The sequence below is a fragment of the Streptomyces luteoverticillatus genome, assembly GCF_003970715.1.
Taxonomy (GTDB): domain Bacteria; phylum Actinomycetota; class Actinomycetes; order Streptomycetales; family Streptomycetaceae; genus Streptomyces; species Streptomyces abikoensis.
Genome location: NZ_CP034587.1, coordinates 2,272,096 through 2,299,094, shown reverse-complemented (window position 1 = coordinate 2,299,094; position 26,999 = coordinate 2,272,096). Strand labels below are relative to the sequence as shown.

Sequence of the window (26,999 nt, the reverse complement as noted above, 5' to 3'; positions counted from 1 at the left end):
GATGTCTCATGTGGGGGTTTGGTGCTGCGTGTCCATTTCACTGGACTCGATCTGGCCCGGTTGCGCCTGGCCGGCGACCCGGACGTGCTCTGGGAAACCGTATTGAGCCTGCACCGGCTGCGGGACAAACAAGGCGAGTCGATCTTTGGCGATTGGCGCTCGGAAACCCGTGCTCGGTTGAATGGTGAAACGCGGCTCCTGGCGCCGCTGGTTCCGCCCCGGGGATATTTCCCGGACTTCCTCACACCCCCCGAAGGGTTACTCGGACTCGAGTCCGGCATGGAAGCGCTGCGGGCCACCCCCGCCGACCGGGTGCACGACGAACTCGGCCGGCTCTCCACCGTCCGCACCCTGCCGGCTTGGATACGATCGCTCGCCGAGGGGGACTCCCGGGCGTTCGGGAAGCTGATCGGCGCCCTCCACGCCTACCACCAGGCGGCCATCGCCCCGTACTGGGCGCACATCCAGGCCCAGATCGAGGCGGACCGCGCCGTGCGCGGCCGGGCGCTGCTCGACGGCGGGGCCGACGCGCTGCTGTCCTCGCTGCCGCCGACGATGCGCTGGCAGGCGCCCGTGCTCGAGGTCGACTACCCCGTCGACCGCGATCTCCACCTGAACGGACGCGGGTTGGTGCTCCTGCCCTCGTTCTTCTGCCGCCGCACGCCGGTGACGCTCCAGAACACCGAGCTCACGCCGGTGCTGGTCTACCCGGCCCGGACGATGTCGGAGACGGCGCCCGTCGTCCCCGAGGCCCCGCGCTCGCTGGGCAAGCTGGTGGGCCACACGCGTTCGGCGGTACTCGGCTCCATAGGCGGCGGCTGCACGACGAGCGAACTGGCCCGCAGGGTGGGCGTGTCGGCCGCCTCGGCCAGCCAGCACGCGGGCGTCCTGCGCGAGGCCGGGCTGGTGCTGACGCTGCGCCACGGCAGCGCGGTGATGCACACCCTCACGCCGCTCGGCGCCGCGCTGCTGCGCGGCGGCCACCGCGGCCCGGGCCGCAACCGCGCTCAGTCGTCGATCTCCCAGCCGATTCCTCAGTCGTCGATCCCCGACCGTTCCACCCCGGCGACGATGTAGCGCTGGAGGAAGAGGAAGACCAGCAGCAGCGGCAGGATCGAGACCGCGGCCGCCACGAACAGCTCGTGGACGGTGACGGTCTGCGCGGTCGTGAAGGTCGACAGGGCCACCTGGACGGTCCACGAGCTCCGCCCCTGGCCGATGACCAGCGGCCACAGGAAGGAGTTCCACGCGCCGATGAACACGATGGTGCCCACCGCCGCGAACACCGGCCGGGAGTTGGGCACGACGACGCGCCAGTACGTGCGCCAGTGCCCCAGCCCGTCGACCTGCGCGGCGTCCTCCAGCTCCCGGGGGAAGCCCAGGAAGTACTGGCGGAAGACGAAGCACGCGAAGGCGCTGAAGAGCGTCGGCACGATCAGTCCCCGCAGCGAGGAGACCCACCCGAGCGAGGACACCAGCACGAACGACGGCACGAACGTCACCGCCGCCGGAACCATCAGGGTGCCCAGGATCGTGTAGAGGACGGCGTTCGCGTGCCGGTAGGGGATCCGGGCCAGCCCGTAGCCCGCGAGGGAGGCGAGCAGCAGGGTGCCGACCGTCGTCGCCACCGCGATCAGCGCCGAGTTCAGCAGGGCGTGCGCCATCGGCACGTCCGGGTCGGCGAACAGCTCCCGCACGTTCGACCAGCGCGGGTCGCGGGGGAACAGCGTCCAGCCGGGCGCGGTGATCTCCGCCTCGGAGGCGAGCCCGTTCCGCACGAGCAGATAGAACGGCAGCAGGAACAGCGCGGCGAGCGCGGTCAGCAGCGCCAGGCGCAGGGCGCGCCCCGCGCGGGCGAGGGCGTCGTGGGAGTCGTGCACGGCTACGCCTCCTCCGTGCGGCCCAGCCCCGCCCAGCGGGCCTGCACGATCGTGACGACGGCGATGACGAGCGCCAGGACCACCGCTCCCGCGCTGCCCAGGCCCAGGTCCTGACCCTGGCCGAGGGCGAGGTAGTAGAGGTGGACCAGCGGCGGGCGGGCGTAGGGCGGATAGCCGCGCGCGTCGGAGAGCAGGTTGTAGAACTCGTCGAACGCCTGGAAGGAGTTGATCACCAGGAGTAGGACCACGGCCACGGACGTCGCCCGCAGCGCCGGGAAGGTGATGTGGCGGAAGGTCTGCCAGCCGGGGCGGGCGCCGTCGAGCGCGGCCGCCTCGTAGAGCCGGGCCGGGATCCGCTGGAGCCCGGCCAGGAACAGCACCATGTAGAAGCCGGTCTGGAGCCAGAGCCGGACGGTGACGACGACCAGCCAGTACCAGGGCGGGTCGGGGGTCGCCAGCCAGGCGACGGGGTCGGCGCCGAACCAGCCGAGGACGGTGTTGGCCAGCCCGAAGCGGACGCCGTTGAACACCGACAGCTTCCACACCAGCGCGGCGACGACGTACGAGCATGCGGTGGGCAGGAAGAACACCGAGCGGAAGAACGCCTGGGCGACGCGCAGCCGGTTCACTGCCAGGGCCAGGCCGAGGGAGAGCGCGTAGGTGGCGGGGACGATGAAGGCGGTGAAGACCGCGAACGTCACGAGGGACGAGCGGAAGGCCGGATCGCCCAGCACCGTCGCGTAGTTGTCCAGGCCGACGAAGTCGGTGGGGGAGACGGTGTTGTGGGCGTCGAAGAAGCTCAGCCAGACGCTCCACAGCAGCGGTACGTAGGTGAAGAGCGCGAGCCCGGCCGCGAACGGGCCGACGAACACCCAGAACCAGAGGGCGCGGCTGTGTCCCCGCGGCATCTCAGCTCCCCTTCCGCACGCGCGTGAGCTCGGCCTCGGTCCTGCGGACCGCCGCTCTCAGCTGGGCGGCCGGGTCGGCGCCCTCCTGGATGACGCGGTGCAGCGCGTCCTGGTAGGCGACCTGGCTCGCGGGCGTCCACAGGAGGGGCTGCGCGTAGCCGTGGTCCTTGGTGAACCGCACCACCTCCGCCGCCGGGCCGGACGCCAGCCGGTCCGTCTTCGCGGCGAGGGAGGCGCGGGCGGGGATGTGGAAGCCGTAGGAGAGCGCGAAGTCGAGCTGGTGGTCGGCCCGTTCGACCCACAGCCACTTCACAAAGGCCTTGGCCGCGTCCCGGTGCCCGCTGCGGGAGTTCACAGCGGCCGCGTACGCCCCGACGGGCACGGCGGGCCGCCCGGCGGGACCGTCCGGTGGGAAGGGCAGGACACCGAAGTCGTCGCCGAGCTCCTTCTTGATCCGGGGCAGTGCCCACAGCCCGGACCACTGCATGGCCGTGAGCCCCTGGAGGAAAGCGGACGGGTCGGACCAGTCGGTGGGCGCGCCCAGCAGCAGCGACTTGTCGGCGTACAGCCGGTGGAGCTTGCCGAGGGTGCGGGCGGCGGCCGGGTCGTCGAAGCCGACCCGGCCGTCCGGGGTGACGAGGGACAGCCCGGCGGCGTACAGGGGCGTTCCGGCGAGGACGCCCGCGCCGCCGTCGTTGCCAAGGAAGAGGCCCTTCGTCTTCGTCTTCCGGTCGGTGAGCCGCGCGGCGGCGTCGATCAGTTCGTCGAGGGTGCGGGGTGGGCTCACGCCGGCGGCGGCGAGGAGGCTCTTGCGGTAGTAGAGCAGCTGGGTGTCGACGACTTGGGGGACGCCCCAGACGCGGCCGTCGTGGGTGCGGGGGGCGAGGACGGCGGGGAGGAAGTCGTCCCGGACGTTCCTGATCAGGTCGGTGACGTCGGTGACCTGGCCGCCCCGGATCTGGTCGAGGGTGGGCCCGGTGGTCTCGAAGACGTCGGGCCCGGAGTCGGTGAGCAGCGCGGCCGCGGTCTGCTGGTCGTAGTTGCCGGGTCGCCACTCGACGTGGACGTCGGCGCCCGGATACGCGGCCGCGTACCGGCCGACGGCCTGCCGGGTGCCCACCTCGCCGTACTGGTGGTACCACTGCGTCAGCCGCGTGCGGGAACCTTCGGCGCCGCGGCCGGTATTGGAGCCGCACGCGGTCGCCGCGGCAGCGGTGAGCGCGAGGCCGGTTCCACCGGCCATGAGCTGTCTGCGGCTGATCGGCATGACGACTCTCCCCCTCGCGGGTCGGGATCGCATGGACCAACGATCAGCGATGGAGGGGGATTACGACAGGGGGCGTGGGGTCAGCCGGGGAGCAGGTTGTCCGGAACGTCGCAGATCAGGTAGGGGATGCGGAGGGTGCACGCGTCGCAGGACTGGGCCGTCCATGTGCCCGAGTAGCTGCCGTCCTTGCCCTTTCCCTGGTACTTGCGCATGTTCTCCGGGACCTTGACGCCGTTCCGGACGTAGACCTGCTCGCTCATGCGCACATATTCCACCCGGCCCCACTTGCCTTGCTGGGCCACCTTTTCACGCAGACCGAGCAGAAGTTTCATTGCGGCGCATGGGGCGTTGATTCTGTCCACGGCCTTACGGCCTGCTTGATCGCGCCCCTGCGGTATCGGGATGTTGATTTTCTCACCCGTGACGGTCTTCCAGTCGATATCCCACTTTCTATCCTTCTGATCCGCTTCGGGGATCCTCGGGTGGACGATCTCCCAGCTTCCCTGCCGGTAGGAGATGTTGCTCAGGTGCCGTTTCTCAACCCATGACTTCGGACGTCCGCTGGAGGCGACGAGACAGTAGTCCTTGCCGGATACTCTCGCCTCCAGCACTCCGACCATGAACGCGTTTTTGTCGTCTCCCATGTCCGCCGGAGGGGCGGCCTGCAATGCGTCTCGCACCCTGCCTACGGCTTCCCGCAGTTTCGGGCTGTCCGGGAGTTCCGGGATGCCGTGGATGAGCTGACCCCCGACCTTCTTGTTCCTGAAGGTGTGGCACTTGGGGCACGTGAGCTCCCGGCTTCCGCCGTGCAGGAGATTGTCGGTGCGGTCCGGAGTCCGGGTCTGCTTGGGATTCTTGTGCTTCGTGTCGGGCATGCGCCTCGTCCTGGGGTCGTCGACTGGTCCGGCAGGCTCGCACGCTACGCGCGCGCGGGCGGGCGGGCGGCTTTTTTCGGACGGGCCGCCGCAGGAGTGTTTTCGGACTGTCATGCCCATGGAGAAGGGTGGGTCATGGCCGGTTTTCGCCGGAGAGTGGCCACAAAGCGCGGTACATCGCGACAAAACAGCCGACAGCATGACTGGCTCGAACATCGCCGACCAAGATCGCGGCACTGCTACCGTCCCGCCGGATTTTGTGTTTCGACACCCATGACGGCCCGTGCCCAGCGCGGCCAGAACGGTCGGGAGGGAATGCGTTGTGGCGATGACCGTCGACGAGCTCAAGGATTGGCTGTCCAAACTCACCCCGAAATCGGGGCTGGCTCTTCCGGACGACCTCCCCGACGAGTTGGGGGATCTCAAGGGCGCGGTCAACATCGGCGCCCTGGAGAAATGGTTCACCGTGAGCGCCGAGCTCTTGGACGTCGATACCGATCCCGCGAATCTACGGCTCAGCGGCACGATTTCCCCGGATACGCCGACAGTATCGCTGTGGTTCTTCGCCGAGAACGACGAACCCGCTGGCGGCGACGAAGTCATCGGCGTCCAGATCGCCCTGTCGCTGAGCGGAAACCCCCTTCTCGGGGCGCTGGCCGACATCGGTCTGCGCGATCTCATGCTGGTCTACGAGATCCGTATGCTCGACGGCGCCGCCGTCCGCAAGCTCTACGCGCAGGCGGACGTCGAATTATCGGAAAGCGACGCGCTCACCCTCACCTGCTCGGTCGATTTCGAAGCCGACCGCACGAGTTACGACTTCGTCATCGAGCCCGAGGAAGGCAAGCAGCTCCACATCGCCGAGGCGTTCTTCGGCCTGTTCGGCGTCACGCCCCCGCCCGTGCTCAAGGGCATCGAGCTCGAACGCCTCGTGCTGGGCTACGACCGGGGCGCGACCCCCGGATTCCGGGTCGAGGTCGACGCCGCCGTTCCGCTGGGGGACGTCGCCGCGGACTTCGGCGTCCAGGCCACGCTGACCAAGCGGACGGGCGAGGGCGAGGCCGGCTACGACCAGGAGTACGCCGCCCACCTGTCGCTGACCCTGCCCGCCCCCCAGGACACCGACCCCCGCGTCCTGAGCTTCACCGTCGAGGACGCCCAGCACGCGGACTTCTCCGCCACCTGGGAGGACACCAAGGGCGTCACCCTCGCCGACCTGGCCGCCCTGCTGGGCGTGCAGGACGCCGCGGCCGCCGACGTCCTGGACCGGCTCGGGAGGGTCAACAAGCTCGTCTTCGGCTACTCCGCCGCCCGCAAGACCATCGTGCTCGCCGCCGGCGGTGATCAGGACTCGCTCGTCGTCGTGTCGGACCGGCCGGACGTCAACAAGCCGAGGGCCTGGGCCGTCCGGGTCGGGGTGGCGCTGGAGGCCATGCTCTCGCAGGTGCCGCTGCTGCACGGGCAGATACCCGACGGGCAGGACGCCGGACTGCGCGGTCTGGGGGTGCTCGTCGCCTCCCAGGACCTGACCGCCGAGCGGATCGGCGAGCTCAACAAGGCGCTGTCCGCGAGCGGCGACGGCGCGCTGCCCATGCTGCCGGCCGACGGGCTTGTCGAGGGCCTGGCGTTCCTCGTCGACCTCCAGCTGCCCGGACGTTCCGAGAGCACCTCGCTCGTCGTGCGCGGCGGCACGGGCGGCAAGGGCGGTACCAAGACTCCCCCCGCGCCGCAGGCCCCCCAGGCGCCCCGGCTGATCCGCGAGGACGGCAGCCCTGTCGTGGCAGCGGCGGCCCCGGCCGCCGGCAGCCTTCCTCTCGTCGCCTGGGCCGACGTCCAGCGCTCCGTCGGCCCCCTGCGCCTGCGCCGGATCGGCGCCGGCCTCGCGGGCGAGACCGTCTGGGTGCTCTTCGACGCCTCCCTCGGCATGGCCGGGCTCGAACTCGGCGTCGACGGGCTCGGTGTGGGAGTGTCCCTCAAGAACGGCGCTCTGAGCTTCCGGCTCGACGGCATCAGCGTCGCCTACTCCCGCCCGCCCCTCGCGATCGCGGGCGGGCTGGTGTACAAGAGCGACGAGCGCTACGACCCGCTGGTCGAGGGCGTACTGGCCGTCTCCGCCGAGAAGTTCGGCATCACCGCCCTCGGCGCGTACGCGCGGGAGAAGAAGGACGGCGAGCCGTCCATGTTCCTGTTCGGCAAGGTGACCGGGGAGTTCGGCGGCCCCCCGCCTGTCCAGGTCACCGAGATCATGGCCGGATTCGGCTTCAACACCGATCTGCGGCTCCCCGAGGGCGACGAGGTCCTCCAGTTCCCGTTCCTCAAGGACATGACCACGCCCGAGCCGTCCTCGGACGCCGACCCCATGGACGTCCTCGCCACGCTCATGGGCAGCGGCGACGACGCCTGGGTGCGGCCCGAGACCGGGCAGCTGTGGTTCGCGGCCGGACTGGGCTTCAAGGTCTTCGAGTTCCTGGAAGGGCAGGCCCTGCTCGTCCTGGAGGTCGGCGACGACTTCGCCGTCGCCGTCCTGGGCACGGCGGACGCGCGCTTCCCCAAGGACGTGGGCCTGAAGGCGTACGCGCGGGCCCGGCTCGGCATCTCCGCCAAGTACCGCCAGAGCGAACGCACCCTGAAGATCGCCGCGCAGCTCGCGCCGGGCTCGTTCCTCATCGACGAGGCGTGCGTCCTGACCGGCGGCTTCGCGCTGTACACCTGGTTCGACGACGCCCACGCGGGCGACTTCGTCCTCACACTGGGTGGATACCACCCGGACTTCCCCGTCCCCGCGCACTACCCGACGGTGCCGAGGCTGGGCTTCAACTGGCCCGTCACCTCCGAGCTGACGATCAGCGGCGGCTCGTACTTCGCCCTCACCCCGGGCGCCGTCATGGCCGGTGGCGCGCTGGACGTGAACTTCCGCTCCGGCGACCTCCACGCCTGGCTGAAGGCCGGCGCCAACATGCTCATCGAGTGGGCCCCGTTCCACTTCGACATCGGCATCGAGGTCAGCATCGGCGTCAGCTTCGTCCTCGACCTGTGGCTGGTGCGCGAGACGATCAGCGTGGAGGTCGGCGCGTCGCTGCGGCTGTGGGGTCCGCCGACGGCCGGTGAGGTCACCGTCCATCTGTGGTTCATCTCGTTCACCATCTCCTTCGGCGACGGCAGCGCCAAGGACGGCCGCGCGGCCACCTGGGACGAGGTGCTCAAGCAACTGCCCGCCGCACAGGACGCCGTCCGGCTGATGCCGACCGCCGGCCTGTCTCCCACGCGCGCCAAGGACGCGCAGGGTGAGGAGCGGTGGGTCGTGGGCCCCGGCGCGTTCTCCTTCGCGGTCCGCACGGCCGTGCCCGTCTCCGAGCTGCGGCTCGGTGCGGGCAAGGACCCCAAGACCATCACCGGCCCCAAGGTCGACATCCGCCCCCGGCGCGACGACGGCAAGGACCTGGACTCGGTCCTCACCGTCACCCTGACCAAGGACACCGGCCCCGACCAGCCCGACCTCGGCACCTGGTACGCCGGTCCGGCCGCCGAGAACCGGGCGAGCCTGCCCGCCGCCCTGTGGGGCGAGTACCAGGGCGACCTCAAGGCCGACAGCGCGCAGCGGGTGGACGACCAGCTCATGGGCGTCGACCTGCGGCTCCCGCCGCCCACCGAGGGCGACACCCCCGGCCCGATCAAGGCCGGCGTGCTCGCGCACGACGACCGCAGGCCCGACGGGACGCTGCCGCTGCACGCGCCGGCGGCGGTCCGGCAGACCATCGCCGCCGAGACGGCCGTGGAGGCGGCCGCCGAGCTGTTCGCCGAACCGGTCCGTGACCTCCGCGACATGGGCGCCGCCACCGGCGCCATGTCCGGCACGCTCATCGACCAGTCCCGCGACCGGCTGTTCGCCGCGATGGGCTACCTGGGCGTCAGCCCCGCCACCAACGGCAGGCTGACCGCCGACGACACCCTGGTGGCGGGCGACGTCACGGCGCCGATCGCCGACACGGTCCCGGGCGAGCCGACCGTCAGCGAGCGGCTGTACGTGCTGGGCGCCGGGAAGACCGTCACCCCGGTCGACGCGCAGGGGCTGACCCCGTACGCGCCCCTCGCCCTTCAGCACGAGAACCCCACGCACCTGGCCGCCGGCCCGGACGGCAGCCGGATGTACGTCGTCGGCCGCCCGGAGCACGTCGACGTCTTCGACACCTCGGCCGACCAGCCCGACAAGGCGGTCGCCCTGGACGCGAGCGGGTTCGCCCTCGCGCAGAACGCGCGCGGAGCGTCGTACTCGCCCGACGGCAAGTGGGCCTACGTCACCTACCCGCAGCCGAATCAGTTGGTGATCCTCGACCTGAGCGGAGAAGTGCCGAAGAGGGTTCACGAGTACGGCACGATCACTCCCGACTGGCAGCAGGCGATCCCCGCCGAGGTGGCCGCCGCCCTCTCGCACGACGGGAAGCCCCTGGCGTACATCGCCCTGCCCGACCAGGGAACCGTGGTCAAGATCGATGTCTCCAGCGTGACCAACCCCACCCCGCTGGCCTGGCTGACCGCCGGCCCCGCGCCGACCCGCCTGGCCGTCGACCCCAAGGGCCGCTGGGTCTACGCGCTCAACGCGGGCAGGTCCACCGTCACGGTCGTCGACGTCACCGCCGCCACCGGCGACTCCGCCGCTGTGGTCACGACCCTGCGCACCGGCACCGATCCCAGCGCCCTGGTCGCCTCTCCGGACGGGACCCGGCTGTACGTGGCGAGCGCCACCGCCGGCACGGTCTCGGTCTTCGACACGACGGGCTCCTCGCCCGCCTCCACCGGGAAGCCCGTGGAACTGGGCGAGCCCGTGTGGGTCGGCCCGCAGCCCGTCGCGCTCGCCGTGTCCACCGCCGGTGACCGGCTCTACGCCGCCCTGGCGAAGGACCGGAAGCTCCGCGTCGTCGACGTGGCCGCGACCCCGCCCGTCCTGCTGCCCGACACGGTCACGCTCCCCGACGACCCGCTGGCGCTGGCCGTCACCGTCCCGGCCGCCGACAACTCACGAACCAAGGAAGGCGGTGCGGCGTGAGCCGGCCCGAGCACCTTTCCGCCCCCGGACCCGATCCCTCGCTGAACGTCGAGTTCCGCGACTCGCTCGTCCCGCAGATCACGGCGGGCGAGTACACGCTCACCGCGTACCAGACCCTCGCCGACGGCCCGGACGGCTACCTGCCGACCGCCGACAGGCCGGTGACCCGGCACATCGACGTCCGGGCTCCCCGCTTCGCCGTGGAGCCCGAGTGGGTGCACGGCGCCTACCCGCCGCCCGGCGCCACCGGCCTGTACGACGACGTGCTGCCGCACATCACGCTCGACCGGCCCACGCTCCCCTGGGAGCGGGAGGAGCACACCGGCACCGGCGGCGAACGCCTGCCCTGGCTCGCCCTCCTCGTCTTCGGCGAGGGTGAACTACCCGATGACCCGCACTGCCTGGGCCCGAGCCAGGACGACCAGCGCACCGTCGCCCAGCTCACCGGCCATGAGGACGGCGTCGTCCTGCCTGCCTTCGACACGACCACCGAGCCGATCGCGGACGACGAGCTGACGAGCGTGTGCCGTACCGTCCTCGTGCCCCGCGCCGTCTTCCACGCCGTCGCACCCGCCCAGGACGAACTGCCGCTCCTCACCCACGTCCGGCACGTCAACGAGCAGCACCAGGGCGTCACCCTCACCGAGGACACCATCCAGATCGGCGACTACGCCGTCGTCACCGGCAACCGGCTGCCCAGCCCCGGCGGCGGCCGCTACGTCGCCCACCTGGTGTCCCTGGAGGGCTGGCTGGACCGGCTGCCCGACGGGAGCGAGGGCAACGAGACGTACACCGGCCCGGACGAGCGGCTGCGGCTGATCTCCCTGTGGTCCTGGTCCTTCGAGACCCTCACCGACAACGCCCCCGGCTTCGCCGCCCTCACCGAGTACTTCGTCGACACCGAGGGCGATGACGGGACCGAGCTGCTGCTGCGCGTCCCCGTGGGCGACCTCCCGCTGTCCGGCCCCGAACAGCAGGCGGTCGCCGACCGGCTGCGCGACGGGTACCTGCCCGTCTCGTGCCGTACGGAGTCGGGGCGCGCCACCTTCGGCTGGTACCGGGGGCCGCTCGTCGCGGAGCCCGTCAAGGAACAGGCCGAGCGGGACCGGCGGCGGTGCGCGGCCGAGGCCCTGATCCACCTGGAGCAGTACGGCGTCTTCGACGTCTCCCTCGCCACCGCCTTCACGGCGGGCCGGGGCGTGGCGCTCGCCGACCACCAGTTCGCCGCGGCCCTGCTGCGGCTGCGCGGCAAGGTGCGCACGGCGGCCGAGCAGGCCCTGAACCCGGCGCCCGCCGGGGGAGCCCGTGCCCGGATCGGGCACCTGGCCGCCAACGGGCTCGTCGGCCACCTCCGCGAGCTCCACCGGCAGCCCGTCCTCGCCTCCGCCGCCGCGAACGCGGCGCGCCCCGCGGTCACCCCGGTGGCCGGGGCGACCGCCCTGCCCGCCCTCGCCGACATCACCGTCGAGCGGCTGCGCACGGACGCCGACCTGCGCGACCGGCTGGACAAGGGCGTCGGGGACATCACCGGCGGCAGCGGCAAGCCCGAAGGCCCGGACGAGGACTTCACCGCCGTACGCGACTGGCTGCTGCGGCTGCGGAACCTCACGGGCGTCCCCTTCGCCCACCTCGTCCCCGACGCCCGCATGCTCCCGGCCGAGAGCCTGCGCTTCTTCCACGTGGACGCCGACTGGACGACCACCCTGGTCGAGGGCGCCCTGAGCGTCGGCCTCGCCCACCGCTTCGACTTCACCGGCGACGACCTGGTCTTCGGCCCCCAGGGCGCGCTGCCGGAGCCCACCGCGCCCGTCACGGGCCTGCTGCTGCGGTCCAAGCTGGTCAGCGGCTGGCCCGCGCTGGAGGTCCGCCCGTACGCGGCCCCGCACGAGACCGACGGCGAGACCCCGCTGCGCGTCCTGCGCCGGGAGGCGCTCGCCGAGGACGTGCTGCTCGTCCTCTTCGAGGGCGTACCGGGCCGGGTCGAGATCGCCGAGCCGCAGCAGGGCGTCCACTTCGGCATCGACGAACCGGACACCGGCCGTGCGACCGCGCCCCTGGACGACGGCATCATCCGGCTCCGGTCGGTCGTCGAGACGAAGACCGTGCACATCGGGCAGGAAACCGGGACCGCGTTCCCGTCGGATGGCAGCGGACTGCACGACTACGTACGCAAGCCGGGCGAGGGGAACCCCGACACCGTGCTGCGCATCCGCAAGCTCGCGAACGGGCTCGCCGGCGCGCTCGGCCTGCAACCACCCCTCAGCCCCGCCAGGTTCGCCATCCAGATGATCAACGCCGCCCAGCGCCGCACCTTCACCACCGCACCCGTCACGACAGGAGACCACCGCAATGGCTGACCGAGACGACACGCTCATCGTCCCGGTGACCGTGGACGCCCTGGTGGTCAACCAGACGCTCCGCCAGCAACCCGACGGGGGCTTCCGCCGCTGGCAGCCCAATTTCAACCTGCTGCGTCACAACCGCACCCCCGAGCCGGACCCCTTCACCAACGAGGTGCCGTGGAGCGCTGACGGGAAGGACGACACGGAGTACAAGAAGTACGACGGCGTGTACGTGCGCTGGGAGCTGCCAGAGGCGCTGCGCAGGGGCGCGGCCCGCACGGCGGGCGGGCGCACCGAGTTCCCGCTCGTCCCCAACCGCTGGCTGGTGGTCCGGTACGTCAAGGACCAGCCGCAGCGGCTGGCGGCCTGGGTGGTGGAGAGCGACTTCCTGGACCCGGAGAAGGGCACGTCCCGTTTCGTGCACCCGTTCAAGGCGGGTGTCCAGGACCCGTCGGTCACGCCGTTCCGCTCCACGGTCATCACGACGAAGGCCGGCCGGGCCCTCGACATCGGCCCGGGGCCGGACGGCGCGGCGTGGAGCGAGCCGGCCGGCTCCGACGCGTCCCGCAAGGAGCTGTTCCTGACGGCGGTCGGCCCGGGCCTGATGACCTTCCACGCCTACCAGCCGTACCACGAGAACGTCTTCTCCCTGCACGACCCGCTCACCGGCATCGACAAGGCCGACGCCGTCGACTACCAGGTCGTCGGCTGGTACTCGGACCCCGAGCAGGAGGAACTGCGCCGCCTGCTCACCCCGAAGGACGCGACGGTGGCGGGCGTGCTGGCCGGGCTCGGCTGGACGGTGGACGGCGGCCTGCCCGACGGCTGGACGCCCGGCAGCACCACCTACAGCGGCCGGGTCGCGGGCGTGGCCTGGGACCGGAACGGTGGGATCCCCGCGTCGGACCGCCCGGACAAGAGCGGCGTCACGATCGCGGTCGGCAGCAGCGCGGACGAGGCCCACACGGCCATGACGGCCCTGGCCCACGCCGCCCTGCCCGAGGATTCCGGCAATGCCCTCGCCCCCACCGACCACGCCCTGCTCCACGCGCTGAGCAGCGGTCTCACCGACACCCTGGACGGCCCGGACGGCGAGATCCGTACCGCGCAGGAGCTCCACAAGGGCTGGTTCGGCCAGGTGCCCGGCGGCTACGTCTGGCGGCTCGCCGACGCGACCGGCCAGGGCAACGCCTCCGGCGACCCGAAGTCCGTCACCTGGTCCGGGGCGGCTCCCGAGCAGGAGCGGTGGCTGGCGGGGCTCAACGCCCTCCAGGACGCCCACGACAAGAAGGCACGCGAACTCGCCTACCTCCAGCAGCGCCTGTACGCGCTGTGGTTCACGCACGGGCTGCCCATCATCCCGCGGCAGTACACGCGCGAGCAGCTGCGCGCCGAGATCGACCCGGCCAACCCGCAGGGCCTCGCCGCCGAGGTGGCCAGGCGGCAGACGGAGCTTGCGGAGGCGGAGCGCGCCGTCACCGCGTACAAGGCCACCCCGCCCGCCGGCTGCGAGCTGCGCCGGGAGGCCCTGCCCCCGTTCTGGCAGGTGACGGACCCGTCGGTGGTGCTGGCCGGGACGAAGGGGCACACGGCGGCGCACGCGGCGCTGTCGGGTGGCGCCAAGGCCGGGCTTCCGGTCCGGCTGCCCGGCCAGATCACGGGTGGTGTTCCTGTGGGCGGTGCGTTGCCCGCCCCCTTCGCCGGCCTCAAGGCCGACGGGCTGCCGCCCGTTGTGGCAGCACTTCTGGGCGAGTTCCTCGACCAGCTCGGGAGGAACGCGCTGCCGCAGTGGCGGCAGCCGTGGAAGCCGCTGCTGTACCAGTGGCAGGTCAGGCACTGGAACGTCCCATACGGGAACTGGGAGTTCGACGGCACCCGCTACCAGTGGCAGCGCGGCGAGGCCGACAAGGACCACACCCTCGACGTGACCGGGCGGCGCTTCCTCGTGCCCCTGCTCCAGCAGACCCTCGGCGGCGGCCTCGACCGCCACGGCGCCGGCGACGCCGCCGAGGACGCCGGGGACCTCGACCTGCTCTCGCAGAAGCTGGACGGCCTCACCGACCGGTTCGCCGGCCGCGACAAGGCACCCAACCTCAGCCCGCCCGGCGCGATCGGCGACCTCGTCGGCGACGCCCGGGGTCACCTGGCGCACAGGGGCCCTCTCCCGGTGCCGTTCGAGGGGTGGCAGCCGTCCGGGTTCTCCCAGATCCGGGCCGGGCAGTTCGCCATGGCCGCGCTGAGCGTCGTGGACGAGTTCGGGCAGGCCCTGGACGTCCTGCTGCCCGGCGACGCCGACTACCTCCGCCCCGTCGTGGGCGACAGCCTGCTGCCCGGCGAGAAGCACGCCGAGGACGTGCTGACGGAGCGCTTCGTCCAGCTGCCGCCGCGCCTCCTCCAGCCCGCCCGGCTGCGTTTCGACTTCGTCGACGAACGGCAGGACGACAAGCTCGTCGACCTGGAGGCCGGCACCACCCCGGTGTGCGCCTGGATCATCCCCAGCTACGTGGACCGCTCGCTGCTCTGCTACGCCCCCGACGGCACCCCGCTGGGCGAGCTGCGGCTGAAGCTGCGCGCGGACGCGTCCTCGCCCGACGGCGTCGGCACCGTCCTCGGCTGGGACGCGCTGCCGGACTCGTCCGTCCGGACGCTCGACGACCTGGCCACCGCGCGGCCGCAGTTGTACGCGTTCCTGCGGGAGCTCGTCGCCAAGGGCCCCGACGCCTTCGCCGACCTGCTGTCCACCGTCGACCGGGCGCTGACCGGCATCGACCCGGGCAACCCCTACGGCGACGAGGTGCTCGGCGCGCTGCTCGGCCGGCCGCTCGCCCTCGTCCGGGCTCGCCTCGGCTTCGAACTGGAGGGGCCGCCGGTCGCCGACCCCGGCTGGCAGTACGCGCTCGACTGGCGCACCCCGCTGGAGTGGGACGCGCACGGGACGACCGGGCAGGACGTGCCCGACCAGATCGCGCACGTCGCCTACCGGTGGCCTGTACGGCTCGGCAACGCCGGCCAGCAGGGCGACGGCCTGATCGGCTACTTCACCGAGACCGACTACTCGGCGTTCCACGCCGTGGCCACGCCGGACACCGAGACGCCGACGGGCTACGTGAGCGAGATCGGCGAGGCGAACTGGCCGCGCCTGGCGGCCGACTCCAAGGAGCACACCCACCTGACGCTGCTGCTCGACCCCCAGGCCGCCGTCCACGCCACGACCGACCTGCTGCCGGTCACCGACCTGCGGCTGCCGGCCCGCTTCACGCGCAACGCGATGGCGGCGCTGAAGCCGGCCCTGCGGCTGAGCCCGGTGCTGACCACCGCCCGCAAGCTGCCGGCCACCGCGCCGGCGGGCACGCCGGAGCCGCTGGCCCTGCCGTACCCCGCGTCGCCGCAGGGCACGTGGGACTGGGCGGAACTGGACCTCCCCGACGGGGAGACCACCGCCCGGTGGGAGCACCGGCCGATCGTCCAGACCGACCAGCACGCCCGCCTGGACGAGGACGGCCCGGTCGTCCGCACCGGCTTCCTGCGCCTGACCAACCCCTTCGACGGCGGTGCCGCCCAGTGACCTCTTCCCCGAAAGGAACCCCACCCGTGACCGATCCGGCCCCCCTCGGCCAGCCGCTGCTGGACTACGCCGTCATCGCCGAGCCGTTCCCGCTGTACGCGGCGACCGAAGGCGCCCCGCCCACGACGCTCCACATCGTCGTCTCCAACGGCGGCGCCGAGTCCGTCTACTGCCGGGAGATCATCTTCTCCCTCCCGCACGGCGACCTCGCCCAGAGCCTGGTCGACGGCGACAAGGACGGCGACGGCAGCGCGACCGGCTGGACCGTGGAGCAGCTCGACCCGGGCACGCCGGGCCTCGACATCGCCCTCCCGGAGGGCGACTACGAGCACTTCCGCGCCACCCACCAGGACGAGAAGGCGAAGGTGGACCGCTCCGGCATCACCATCACCCTCAATGGCCTGCGCATCAGCAAGGAGCCGGGCACGGCGCGGATCGAGATCCGCGAGACGGCCACGAAGAAGCTGGGCGACTGGCCGACGAGCCCGGGCTACACGACGTGCGCGCTCACGAAGTTCCCGGCGCCGGCGCCCACGGCGCGCGACGTCTACGACTTCCACGCCGAGAAGCCGGAGGCGGCGTCGGGCGGCGACGTCCACCTCACCTGGCGCGGCCCGTCGACGCTCGACTACACGATCTCGTACGGCTCGGGCGCGAAGGCGGCCGACGGGCAGAGCGACATCGTCCGCCAGAAGGACACCGTCAGCGACCTGAAGTGGGACGGGAAGATCACCCGTGACACGACCTTCTACCTGACGTACACCATCAACAAGGCCACGCACTGCCTGACGACGACGGTGACGGTGCCGGACCCGAGCCTGGCGGCGCTGCACGTGGAGGGTGACGCGACCGTCGACGGCTCGGCGACGGTCGGGTCGCTCACGGCGGTCGGTGCGGTCACGGCGGGCGGGGCGCTCACGGCGAAGGACGCGGTCACGGTGACGGGTGAGCTGACCGCGAAGGGTGCGCTCAGCGCCGAGAACACCGTGACCGCCGCCGGGCTGCTCTCCGCGAACGGCGACCTCACCGTCGGATACGGGGGTACGCAGAAACTGACCACCTCGGGCAACAGCGGGCTGGATGTCCAAGGCCCGCTCACTGCAGGGGGGAAGCTCACCGCCAATGGCGGTGCCGCCGTCTACAGCGAGATGTACCTTGAGGCGCCGACCGACATCCTCGGTCAGCGCTACCGGCGCACCTTCGACACCAATCAGCATACGTACGGGACGGCGCTCACAGACGGCATGCTGACGATGACGGTGTGCATCACGGACCACACGGGCGACAACGACAACATCGGATACCTTGCCCGCCTCTACTGCGATGTCGGTAACGCCGAGTACTGGGTGGATGCTCCGATCATGGCCCAGTCGGGTAAGAACGGACAGCGCCACCCGATGAGTGTCTTCGTCCGCAAGGGTCAGACGATCAGCGGTCGTGTCGACAACGTCGACGGCGACGTGGCCATGGACAAGGTGCGGGTGGAACTCGACTGGTTCCCGATCGGAAAGTCCCTCGACCTTCAGTAGCGGTAGCCGCACGCGCGTCACAGTGCCCCGGGCCAAAGAGTGCGGGCCTGCCGGTCACCGGCAGGCCCACCCCCTGCGCTCAACCCACCTGCGCCCCGATCCGGAACCGCAGCCGGCAGATCACCGCGTCCGTGTCCCGCCGCACCGCGTGGGCGACGACCGCGCCGCGCTGGTTCTGCAGCAGCCGCTGCCACAGCCGGGCGGGCTCGACCTCGGGTATCAGGACCGTCACCCGCGTGTCCGGGTGGCGGTCCGACAGGGCGCGGACGTAGTCGACGATCGGGCGGCCCAGGGCCCGTGTGGGCGCCGGAAGTTCGACCAGGTCGACGCCCGGCCGCCACAGTTCCCAATCCCGCCGCAGTGACTCCGCCGCCCGCCGGCCCTCCGTGTCCGGCTGGGTGACGGTGACGGCGACGACCTCGTCGCCCAGTGAGACCGCCGCCGTCAGCGCCTTGCTCGTCAGGCGGGAGAGCGACGACACCGGCACGACGACCACCGAGTGGCAGCGTCGCGGCGCCTCCGGGACGCGGCCCAGCTCCAGGCGCTCGCCGATCCGCTCGTACGCCCGGTGGACCACCTCGAAGGCCAGGACCAGCACCGGGAGCGCGACCACGATCAGCCAGGCGCCCTCCGCGAACTTCGTGGCCGTGACGACGATCGCCGAGACGCCCGTCAGCAGCGCGCCGAAGCCGTTGAGGACGGCCTTCCCCCGCCAGCCGGCGGAACGTTCCTCCCGCCAGTGCCGCACCATGCCGACCTGGCAGATGGTGAAGCCGACGAACACGCCGATCGCGAAGAGCGGCACGAGCGTGTTGACGTCGCCGCCGGAGAAGACCAGCAGCAGCGCGGAGACGGCGGCCAGCGCCAGCACGCCGTGCCGGTGGACCTGGCGGTCGGCCTTGAGGCCGAAGACGTGCGGCAGGTAGTTGTCGCGGGCCAGCAGGCCCATCAGGACCGGGAGCCCGCCGAAAGACGTGTTCGCGGCCAGCGCCAGCAGCACCACCGTCGCGAACTGCACCACATAGAACGCCCAGTTGTGGCCCAGGGAAGCGTCCGCGAGCTGGGCGAGGACGGTGACGCCCTCCACCGGCTGGAGGTGGAAGCGGCCGATCAGCACCGACAGGCCGATCAGCATGACCCCCAGCAGCGCGCCCAGGGCGACCTCCGTGCGCTGCGCCCGCCGGGTCGCGGGGGCGCGGAAGGACGGGACGGCGTTGGCGACGGCCTCGACGCCGGTGAGCGCGGAGCAGCCCGCCGCGAACGCCTTCAGCAGCAGGAGCGCGCCCACGGCGGTGGCGTTCCCGGCCAGCGCGGAGGCGTGCCCGGCGGCGGCCTCGGTGCTCGCGGGGGCGGAGCGGAAGAGCCCCACGACGACCACGGCGAGGATCGAGCCGACGAAGACGGCGGTTGGCACGATGAACGCCTTCGCGGAGTCCACGATGCCGCGCAGATTGACGCCCGTGACCAGGACGAGCACGGCCAGGCAGATCCACAGCCGGTCCGCGTAGAGGGAGGGGAAGGCCGAGGTGAGGGCGGCCACGCCGGCGGTGACCGACACCGCCACGTTCAGCACGTAGTCCAGGACCAGGGAGGCCGCCGTGAACAGGCTGGTGCGCCGGCCCAGGTGCCGCTTGGCGACCGCGTAGGAGCCGCCGCCGTCGGGGAACGCCGCGATGACCTGCCGGTAGGAGGCGACGAGCACGGCCAGCAGGGCGGCGATCGCCAGCGTGACCGGCAGCGTGAACCCGAGGCCGTGCGCCCCGGCCGCCGCCAGCACGAGGACGATCGACTCGGGCCCGTACGCCACCGACGCCATCGCGTCGAGCGACAGGGCCGCCAGGCCCTGGACGGCCGTCAGCCGGTGCCGGTCCTCGGCGGACCGCGTGGCGCCGGTATCGGGCGGCTCCTCGTCGGCACCGGTGGCGTTCTCCGAATTGGCCAGCATGGACATGCTTTGTCATACCTCCGTGGTGTCCGAGCGCTCAGCGTGCGCCCGCGCGAAGGAGGCCGCGACCGGCCTTGGCGGCGTCTTGGCGCGCCTTGGCGGTTTCCATACGGGTTATTGACGCGCGGGACGGGCGAGGCGTCAGGACCGCGCAAGGATTGGCCAAGGTCACGTCAGCACGCCGTCAACATCCCGCGCCACGCTCGGGGAGCGGTTCTAGCGTCAGGAGTATGGGACGGCGACAGACGTTACGAGCGCGGCACGGCGGCTACGTACGGCGGACGCCCGGGACGCCTGGGCGCGTACTCGCCCAGGACCTCGGCTGGCGACGCGAGGCCCGCTCCGCCTGGCTGTGCGGGCTGGCGCTCGGCGGGGCGCTGCTCCTCGCCGACGTCGCCCGGGGCAGCGTCACCTGGCCGCGCGGCGGCTGCTGGGCGGTCATCGGCGTGACGCTCGTCGCCGTGCTGTGGCCCCCGCGCGTCACGGCCGGCGCGAACTGGCTGGCGGTGCGGGGCCTGCTGCGCGAGCACCGGGTACGGACCGATCTGCTCACCAGAGTGCGCAGATCGGACGGCATGTCCCCGCGGCTGGTGCTGCGGGACGTGGCCGGCAACCGCGTGGAGTTCGACCCCAAGGTCCTCGCCGCGAACCCGCTGCTCTGGCACCACCTCGACACGGGCGCGCGCCGCGCCCGCGAGAGCGGTCTGCTGCGCGAGGGCGCGATGCCGCTGGGCGCGCTGGCGGACCGCATCGACGGCGAGGGCGCGCGCACGCTGCTGCGGTCGGCGGGGCTGGAGTAGAACCGGCGCCCCGGCCGTCAGGGGTACGTCACGCCCGTCAGCCGTTCCGACACCGCCCACAGGCCCGCGCTCGCCCGGTCGTCCCGCGTCCACCACGCCCGGACCGAGCGGGCCGGCGCGCCGCGCCACAGCTGGAGCCGCGGGCCGATGAAGTCGTCCTGCCGCACGCCCGCCGCCGTGGCGGCGTAGAGCGAGGGCAGCGCCCCGTCCTCCGCGCTCTGCGCGAGGAGACGGTTCAGTAGCTCGGCGCCACGCTCCATCCAGGCCCGGCCCTCCATGCGGGCGCCCGCTGTCTGGAGATTGGTCGACGCGTACCCAGGATGCGCGGCCACCGCCAGGACGGACCCGCCCTCGGCCGTCAGCCGGCGCGACAGCTCGTGCGTGAACAGCAGGTTGGCGCTCTTCGAGCGGCCGTAGGCGATCCAGCGCCGGTAGCGGTGGTCCATCTGCACATCGCGCGGATCGACCGTGCCGAAGAGGTGCAGCCCACTGGAGACGGTCACCACGCGCGCCCCGGGCCCGGCGGCGCGCAGCCGGGGCAGCAGCAGGCCCGTCAGCGCGAAGTGGCCGAGGTGGTTGGTGCCGAACTGCATCTCGAAGCCGTCCACGGTCCGGCGGTGCGGCAGCGCCATCACCCCGGCGTTGTTCACGAGCAGGTCGACGCGGTCCTCCGGCAGTTCCTTCACGAAGGCCCGCACCGACGACAGGTCGGCGAGGTCGAGCGTCGCCAACCGCAGGTCCGCACCCGGGACCTGATCTCGCATCAGCTGCTCGGCGGCCTTGCCGCGGGTGGTGTCCCGGCAGGCCAGCACCACCCTGGCCCCCCGCCGGGCCAGTTCCCGCGCGGTCACATAGCCGATGCCGCTGTTGGCGCCGGTCACCACGGCGGTGCGGCCGTTCTGGTCGGGGATGTCCTTCGCGCTCCAGCCAGTCATGGCGCCGACAGTACTCGTGCCACGGCCCGTGCGCCGGGGCGACGCCGGGGGGAATTCATCGGTCATTCGCACTACCGACCTTCCGGAAAGCTGCTCGGTGCGCTGCGATCCCGGTGGTTGCGGTTAGCCTGTCGACAGCCTTCCTGACGTGGTGGGGGTGCCTGTGCGTTTCCTCCGGTGGTCCAGGGTCCCTTGGGTCCGGGCCGTGCTCGCCGGCCTGTACGTCGTGGCGCTGGCGGCCGCCGTGCCCAGGGGGGCCGGTGGGCACGGCCGGGGCGGCAACTGGTCCAGCGAGGAGGCCCGCCGCTTCTGGGGGCCCACCCGGACGGCGGACACCGCCGACTCCACCGACGGCGCCGCCGCGAGCGGGGCCCGGCGGGTCACCGGCAGCGCGCGCCACTTCGACGGCGTGCCCTCCGTCGGCGTGCTCTTCTACGCCGGCGAGGACATGAAGGACCACCACTGCACGGCCAGCGTGGTGCACAGCCCGAAGGGCAACCTCATCGTCACCGCCGGGCACTGCGGCCTCGGTGAGGGCACCTCCTTCGTGCCGGACTACCAGCAGGGCGCGGGCTCCCAGCCGTACGGGGTGTGGACCGTGGACCGAGTCTTCACCGACCCCCGGCGCGACGACTACGGCGACGGCTCCGACCTGGACTTCGCCTTCGCCACGGTCAGACCCGACGGCCGGGGCCGCCAGATCGAACGGGTCACGGGCGCCAACCGGCTGATCCGCACGCCCGGCTTCACCGACCTGATCACCGTCATCGGCTATCCGAGCGCCGACAGCGACCCCGCCGACCAGGCCGTCCGGTGCGCGGCCCTGACCGCCCGGCTGGCGGGCCACAACCAGATGAGGATGCGCTGCGACGGCTTCTCCTCGGGCACCTCCGGCAGTCCCTGGCTCGTCCGCTTCAGCGAGAAGACCCGGACGGGCGACCTCGTCGGCGTCCTCGGCGGCCTCAACGGCGGCGGTCCCGACGGCGAGGACGCCGACCGCGTCTCCTACAGCCCCGTCAACGACGACGAGATCTTCCGGCTCTACCTGGACGCGATCAACGGGCGCGAGCCCAGGAGATGACGGGCCGGGGGTGACGGGAAGCCGCCAGTGACGGCGTTCCGGGAGCGGGCCGGGGCGGTGGTCGAGCACGGTGTCCTTCTTCGTAGCCGAACAGGCCGAACAGGCCGAACGGGTCGAACAGGGGGACAACCATGTCGAGGAGCTGGAGACCCGCCGCCGTCGCCACGGCGGTGCTGCTGGGACTGCTGATACCGGCCGGGACCGGCACCGCCCGCGCGGAGGACGACGCGGGCAAGCGCGTCCACGCGCGGGTGGTCGGCACGCTCGAGGGGGAGTCCGTCGCCCCCGCCGTCAACAGACACGGCGACGTCGCGTTCACGACCAAGCAGGGCGACCAGATGGTGTGGAACGCGACGACGGGGGAGCGCCGGACGCTCCAGAAGGTGCCGGACGCCGCCCCCTCCGACCTCACGGACGACGGCCGGGTCGTGGGCGCGCACCACACGGACGGCCTGATCCTGTGGGCCGCCGACGGCTCCGTGACCAGGATCGGGATTCCCCCCGGCCAGGTGGCGGTGCTCTACGGCTCGCCCCGGATCGGCGAGGACGGCACCGTGCTCCTCACGGCGTACCACCTCGTCCGGCCCGACCCCCGCCGCCCCCAGCCCGTCTACATGTCCTACCGGTGGACCCCCGGCGGGGGCTTCCAGCTGCTGGGCGCGGCGGGCGAGGGCACCACCGCCATGGCCGTGAACGACGCGGGCCTGATCGTCGGCAGCAGCGGGAACACCGCCGCCGCCTGGCACCCCGACGGCAGCGTCGAGACCTACGCGCCCACCCCGGGACACACCTCGCGGACCTGGGCGAGGGGCGTGAGCGACCGGGGCGTGCTCGTGGGCGGGCAGCAGCGCCCGGGCTCCGGCGGACGCGCCACCCCGACGCGCTGGGACGGCCCCGCCGAGCCGCAGGAGCTGACGGACCTGGGCTTCGGCGGAGAAGCCGCCGGGGTCAACAGCCGGGGCTGGATCACCGGCACCGTCCACACGTCGGCCACCGACTACCGCACCGTGCCCGTGGTGTGGGACCCGCACGGCGGCCCGCACCGCCTCGACGAACTGCTGGACGTGCCCGAAGGCGGCACGCTGGCCGACGTCGAGGCGATCAACGACCGCGATCAGCTGCTGGTGCGGATGTACACCGCGGACCGGAAGCCCCTGGACCAGGTGGTCCAGCTCCACTGACACCGCCGGTCAGGGCTACCGCCCCGCCGTCTCCAGGGCCCGCTCGACGCCCGGCTCGTGCGGGCCCAGGAAGGCCGGGCTGGGCCGGACGACGGCGTCCAGCGCGGCCTTGCCCGCGGCGAGGACCTCGCGGGCGCCGCCCGCCAGCCAGGTGACGTCGTGGTTCTCGCCCGCCCCCACGCCGTACGCGTCGATGCCGGCCGCCCCGCACAGCGCCACCGCGCGCCGTATGTGGAAGTCCTGGCTGACGAGGACCGCCCGGTCCACGCCGAAGACCCGCTTGGCGCGGGCGCACGAGTCCCAGGTGTCGAAACCGGCGAAGTCGCTGACGATCCGGTCGTCGGGCACCCCGCGCTTCGTCAGATAGGCGCGCATCGCGTCCGGTTCGTCGTAGTCGTCGCGGCTGTTGTCGCCTGTCACCAGCAGCACCCGGACCTTGCCCGCGCGGTACAGGCCCGCCGCCGTGTCCAGGCGGTGGGCCAGGTACGGGGACGGCTTGCCGCCCCACAGGCCCGCGCCGAAGACCATGGCGACCGGCGCCTCCGGGACGTCACGGGCGGTCCGCACCCGGGGCGTGCCCGCCGTGTGCACCCAGGTGACGGGCAGGAGCGCCAGCACACAGGCCGCCATCACGCCCCGCACCGCCCGCCGCCGGCCGGCGACGGTCGTGGGCAGCCGCAAGCGCGTCCCGCGCAGCCTCGTACCGCTCGTCACACCCATATGGACCTCCCCCGTATCGCGAAGCGCCAACGTCGCGGCGGAGCCGAAGGTTCCCGGGGCGCCCCCGCACCGCCGGCGGGACGCATCGCTGCTGTCACACCCTGGGGCTACCGTCGGGGGTATGAACGGCAGCGCAGCAGGGCCCGTGACAGAGCAGGACGGCATCGCCGGATACGACCCGGCCGACCTGGAGCGGTGGGCGCCCGAGCCCGACAAACGGCCGGGCCGCACCGCCTTCCAGCGCGACCGGGCGCGGGTGCTGCACTCGGCGGCCCTGCGCCGGCTGGCCGGCAAGACGCAGGTGGTCACGCCCGGCACCAGCGCCCGCGCCTGGGACGCCAGCCCCCGCACCCGGCTGACGCACTCCCTGGAGTGCGCCCAGGTCGGCCGGGAGCTGGGCGCGGCCCTCGGCTGCGACCCCGACCTGGTCGAGGTCGCCTGCCTCGCCCACGACCTCGGCCACCCGCCCTTCGGTCACAACGGCGAGCAGGCGCTCAACGAAGTCGCCGGACCCTGCGGCGGTTTCGAGGGCAACGCCCAGTCGCTGCGGCTGCTCACCCGCCTGGAGCCCAAGCGCTTCGTCACCGTCCCCACCACCGGCGAACTCGTCAGCGTCGGCCTCAACCTGACGCGCGCCGCCCTGGACGCCGCCACCAAGTACCCCTGGCCGCAGGGCGGCCACCCCACCGACCCGGCCTCCCCGAAGTTCGGCGTCTACACCGACGACACCCCCGTCTTCACCTGGCTGCGCCAGGGCGCCCCCGGCCACCGCCGCAGCTTCGAGGCCCAGGTCATGGACTGGGCGGACGACGTCGCCTACTCGGTGCACGACGTCGAGGACGGCCTCCACGCCGGCCACCTCGACCCCCACGTCCTCCACGCCGAGTCCGAGCGCCGCGAGATCTTCGCCGTCGCCGCCGGCCGCTACGCCCCGGGCGCCGCCCCCGACGAGCTGTCCGACGCCCTCGACCGGCTCCTGGAGCAGGAGTGGTGGCCGCATGGCTACGACGGCTCGGCCGTCTCCCAGGCCCGCCTGAAGGACGCGACGAGCCAGCTCATCGGCCGTTTCTGCCTCGCGGCGGAGGAGGCCACCCGGGCCGCCCACGGTCCCGGTCGGCTCACCCGGTACCGGGCCGAACTGGTCGTCCCCCGGGGCACCCGCCTGGAGTGCGCCGTGCTCAAGGCCGTCGCCGACCGCTATGTGATGCAGCGCGAGGACCAGGAGAAGCTCCGCGCCGAACAGCGCGTCGTCATCGCCGAGCTGGCCGAGGCGCTCGTGGCCCGCGCCCCCGACGGCCTCGACCCGCAGTTCCACTCCCTGTGGACCGAGGCGAAGGACGACGCCGGGCGGCTGCGCGCGGTCGTCGACCAGATCGCCGCCCTGACCGACAGCTCCGCCCGCTCCCTCCACGCCCGGCTCGTCGGCGGCGCCGGGGCCGGCCGGGCCGGGTCGTGACCCGCCCGACCCCTTGCGGGGGCCGCCCCGTCCGGGGTACTCCCTCTACCGGCGGCACGCGGGGTACGGCACGCTCGGCGGTGGCGCCTTCCGCGGTGGCGCGGTCCGCCCGGAGGCACGGCCCGCGGACGTGAGACCCGATGGCCGTACCACGCATGGCGTGGTACGGCGGCAGCGAGGAGGCAGCAAGTGGTGGACGCGAACCAGACGTTCGTCATCGTCGGAGGGGGACTGGCCGGCGCCAAGGCGGCGGAGACCCTCCGGCAGGAGGGATTCACCGGCCGGGTGATCCTCATCTGCGACGAACGCGAGCACCCCTACGAGCGGCCGCCGCTCTCCAAGGGGTACCTCACGGGCCGCGACGCCCGGGACAGCGTCTTCGTCCACAAGCCCGACTGGTACGCCAAAGCCGACGTCGAGCTCCATCTCGGCCAGCCCGCCGTCCACCTCGACCGGGCGGCCAAAACCGTGCGCCTGGGCGACGGCACCCTCGTCCACTACGACAAGCTGCTGCTGGCCACCGGCGCCGAGCCCCGCCGCCTCGACATCCCCGGCACCGGTCTCGCCGGCGTCCACCACCTGCGCCGCCTCGCCCACGCCGAGCGGCTGCGCGGCGTGCTGTCCTCCCTCGGCCGCGACAACGGCCACCTCGTGATCGCCGGAGCCGGCTGGATCGGCCTGGAGGTCGCCGCCGCCGCCCGCGGCTACGGCGCCGAGGTCACCGTCGTCGAGCCCGAGCCCACCCCGCTCCACACCGTCCTCGGCCCCGAGCTCGGCCAGCTCTTCACCGACCTCCACGCCGAGCACGGCGTCCGCTTCCACTTCGGCGCCCGCCTCGCCGAGATCGCCGGCCACGACGGCATGGTCCTGGCCGCCCGCACCGACGACGGCGAGGAGCACCCCGCCCACGACGTCCTCGCCGCCATCGGCGCCGCCCCCCGCACCGCCCTCGCCGAGGCCGCCGGCCTCGCCCTCGTCGACCGCGCCGACGGCGGCGGCATCGCCGTCGACGCCTCCCTGCGCACCTCCGACCCCGACATCTACGCGGCGGGCGACGTCGCCGCCGCCGAGCACCCCTGGCTCGGCACCCGGCTGCGCGTCGAGCACTGGGCCAACGCCCTGAACGAAGGCCCCGCCGCCGCCCGCGCCATGCTCGGCCAGGAGGTCTCCTACGACCGGGTCCCCTACTTCTTCTCCGACCAGTACGACGTCGGCATGGAGTACTCCGGCTACGCCCCACCGGGCTCCTACGACCAGGTCGTCTGCCGGGGCGACGTCGGAAAGCGCGAGTTCATCGCCTTCTGGCTCGCCGAGGGCCGGGTCCTCGCCGGGATGAACGTCAATGTGTGGGACGTCACCGAGGACATCCAGAAACTCATCCGCGCCGGTGCCCGCCCCGACCCCGACGCCCTCGCCGACCCCTCCGTGCCCCTGCGGTCCTTCGTTCCGTAGCCGAGCGGGCCCGCGCCGC

The 26,999-nt window shown here is 72.7% G+C and carries 17 protein-coding genes; 10 read left to right on the top strand and 7 right to left on the bottom strand.

The genetic code is table 11. The annotated features are described in order from the left end of the window. The first annotated feature begins 21 nt into the window (after positions 1-21). The gene (locus EKH77_RS09810) at positions 22-1,077 is read left to right on the top strand and encodes an ArsR/SmtB family transcription factor (RefSeq protein WP_126914018.1); all 1,056 of its coding nucleotides are present in this window, start codon (positions 22-24) and stop codon (positions 1,075-1,077) included. On the opposite strand, the gene EKH77_RS09805 is transcribed toward EKH77_RS09810, so the two are convergent. The 4 genes from EKH77_RS09805 to EKH77_RS09790 form a co-directional block, all read right to left on the bottom strand. Continuing rightward, positions 1,035-1,880, bottom strand: a complete 846-nt coding sequence (locus EKH77_RS09805) for a carbohydrate ABC transporter permease (protein ID WP_126914017.1) — start codon at positions 1,878-1,880, stop codon at positions 1,035-1,037. The two genes, EKH77_RS09810 and EKH77_RS09805, sit on opposite strands and share 43 nt — an antisense overlap. Before the next feature lie 2 nt (positions 1,881-1,882). Then, complete coding sequence (locus EKH77_RS09800; protein ID WP_126914016.1) at positions 1,883-2,788, bottom strand: carbohydrate ABC transporter permease; 906 nt, start codon at positions 2,786-2,788, stop codon at positions 1,883-1,885. 1 nt (position 2,789) lies between these two features. Beyond that, entirely contained in the window at positions 2,790-4,055 is a 1,266-nt protein-coding gene (locus EKH77_RS09795; protein WP_126914015.1) for an ABC transporter substrate-binding protein, read from the bottom strand. Positions 4,056-4,135: 80 nt separating this feature from the next. Then, complete coding sequence (locus EKH77_RS09790) at positions 4,136-4,930, bottom strand: hypothetical protein (RefSeq protein WP_126914014.1); 795 nt, start codon at positions 4,928-4,930, stop codon at positions 4,136-4,138. Between the two features lie 328 nt (positions 4,931-5,258). Between EKH77_RS09790 and EKH77_RS09785 the strand changes: the two genes are divergently transcribed. From EKH77_RS09785 to EKH77_RS09770, 4 genes are read left to right on the top strand one after another with little or no spacing between them, the layout of a single operon-like run. After that, complete coding sequence (locus EKH77_RS09785; protein ID WP_206279836.1) at positions 5,259-9,974, top strand: YncE family protein; 4,716 nt, start codon at positions 5,259-5,261, stop codon at positions 9,972-9,974. Then, positions 9,971-12,331 carry a hypothetical protein gene (locus EKH77_RS09780; protein WP_126914012.1) on the top strand — a complete coding sequence of 787 codons (2,361 nt, stop codon included), beginning with the start codon at positions 9,971-9,973 and terminating at the stop codon, positions 12,329-12,331. Before EKH77_RS09785 ends, EKH77_RS09780 begins: the two co-directional genes overlap by 4 nt. After that, positions 12,324-15,881, top strand: coding sequence for a hypothetical protein (locus EKH77_RS09775; RefSeq protein WP_126914011.1), 3,558 nt, complete (start codon positions 12,324-12,326; stop codon positions 15,879-15,881). The genes EKH77_RS09780 and EKH77_RS09775 overlap by 8 nt, the downstream gene beginning before the upstream one ends. Positions 15,882-15,907: 26 nt before the next feature. Beyond that, positions 15,908-17,410 (top strand): hypothetical protein, encoded by a 1,503-nt coding sequence (locus EKH77_RS09770; protein ID WP_126914010.1) that lies wholly within the window; start codon positions 15,908-15,910, stop codon positions 17,408-17,410. A 79-nt stretch (positions 17,411-17,489) separates the two neighbouring features. Here the strand turns inward: EKH77_RS09770 and EKH77_RS09765 are convergent, their stop codons facing one another. Further along, positions 17,490-19,355 (bottom strand): APC family permease, encoded by a 1,866-nt coding sequence (locus EKH77_RS09765; RefSeq protein ID WP_430980982.1) that lies wholly within the window; start codon positions 19,353-19,355, stop codon positions 17,490-17,492. 230 nt (positions 19,356-19,585) lie between these two features. Between EKH77_RS09765 and EKH77_RS09760 the strand changes: the two genes are divergently transcribed. Beyond that, positions 19,586-20,155, top strand: coding sequence for a hypothetical protein (locus tag EKH77_RS09760; protein ID WP_240667297.1), 570 nt, complete (start codon positions 19,586-19,588; stop codon positions 20,153-20,155). Positions 20,156-20,172: 17 nt separating this feature from the next. Here EKH77_RS09760 and EKH77_RS09755 read toward each other — a convergent pair whose 3' ends face one another. Next, on the bottom strand, positions 20,173-21,090 hold the full coding sequence (locus tag EKH77_RS09755) for an oxidoreductase (RefSeq protein ID WP_126914008.1): 918 nt from the start codon (positions 21,088-21,090) through the stop codon (positions 20,173-20,175). Between the two features lie 205 nt (positions 21,091-21,295). Between EKH77_RS09755 and EKH77_RS09750 the strand changes: the two genes are divergently transcribed. Continuing rightward, positions 21,296-22,171, top strand: coding sequence for a trypsin-like serine peptidase (locus EKH77_RS09750; protein WP_240667296.1), 876 nt, complete (start codon positions 21,296-21,298; stop codon positions 22,169-22,171). A gap of 131 nt (positions 22,172-22,302) precedes the next feature. Beyond that, positions 22,303-23,352, top strand: a complete 1,050-nt coding sequence (locus EKH77_RS09745; protein ID WP_126914007.1) for a hypothetical protein — start codon at positions 22,303-22,305, stop codon at positions 23,350-23,352. Between the two features lie 15 nt (positions 23,353-23,367). Here the strand turns inward: EKH77_RS09745 and EKH77_RS09740 are convergent, their stop codons facing one another. Continuing rightward, entirely contained in the window at positions 23,368-24,072 is a 705-nt protein-coding gene (locus EKH77_RS09740; protein ID WP_126914006.1) for a SanA/YdcF family protein, read from the bottom strand. A 121-nt stretch (positions 24,073-24,193) separates the two neighbouring features. On the opposite strand from EKH77_RS09740, the gene EKH77_RS09735 reads away from it, so the two are divergent. After that, positions 24,194-25,528 carry a deoxyguanosinetriphosphate triphosphohydrolase gene (locus tag EKH77_RS09735; protein ID WP_126914005.1) on the top strand — a complete coding sequence of 445 codons (1,335 nt, stop codon included), beginning with the start codon at positions 24,194-24,196 and terminating at the stop codon, positions 25,526-25,528. 189 nt (positions 25,529-25,717) lie between these two features. Continuing rightward, positions 25,718-26,980 (top strand): NAD(P)/FAD-dependent oxidoreductase, encoded by a 1,263-nt coding sequence (locus EKH77_RS09730; protein ID WP_126914004.1) that lies wholly within the window; start codon positions 25,718-25,720, stop codon positions 26,978-26,980. Positions 26,981-26,999 lie beyond the last annotated feature (19 nt).

Bases quoted from the DNA above. Each gene is read 5' to 3' on its own strand.
- EKH77_RS09735 (WP_126914005.1), top strand. From the start codon at position 24,194: ATGAACGGCAGCGCAGCAGGGCCCGTGACAGAGCAGGACGGCATCGCC.
- EKH77_RS09785 (WP_206279836.1), top strand. From the start codon at position 5,259: ATGACCGTCGACGAGCTCAAGGATTGGCTGTCCAAACTCACCCCGAAA.
- EKH77_RS09755 (WP_126914008.1), bottom strand. From the start codon at position 21,090: ATGACTGGCTGGAGCGCGAAGGACATCCCCGACCAGAACGGCCGCACC.
- EKH77_RS09775 (WP_126914011.1), top strand. From the start codon at position 12,324: ATGGCTGACCGAGACGACACGCTCATCGTCCCGGTGACCGTGGACGCC.
- EKH77_RS09765 (WP_430980982.1), bottom strand. From the start codon at position 19,355: ATGCTGGCCAATTCGGAGAACGCCACCGGTGCCGACGAGGAGCCGCCC.
- EKH77_RS09795 (WP_126914015.1), bottom strand. From the start codon at position 4,055: ATGCCGATCAGCCGCAGACAGCTCATGGCCGGTGGAACCGGCCTCGCG.
- EKH77_RS09790 (WP_126914014.1), bottom strand. From the start codon at position 4,930: ATGCCCGACACGAAGCACAAGAATCCCAAGCAGACCCGGACTCCGGAC.
- EKH77_RS09760 (WP_240667297.1), top strand. From the start codon at position 19,586: ATGGGACGGCGACAGACGTTACGAGCGCGGCACGGCGGCTACGTACGG.
- EKH77_RS09740 (WP_126914006.1), bottom strand. From the start codon at position 24,072: ATGGGTGTGACGAGCGGTACGAGGCTGCGCGGGACGCGCTTGCGGCTG.
- EKH77_RS09745 (WP_126914007.1), top strand. From the start codon at position 22,303: ATGTCGAGGAGCTGGAGACCCGCCGCCGTCGCCACGGCGGTGCTGCTG.
- EKH77_RS09800 (WP_126914016.1), bottom strand. From the start codon at position 2,788: ATGCCGCGGGGACACAGCCGCGCCCTCTGGTTCTGGGTGTTCGTCGGC.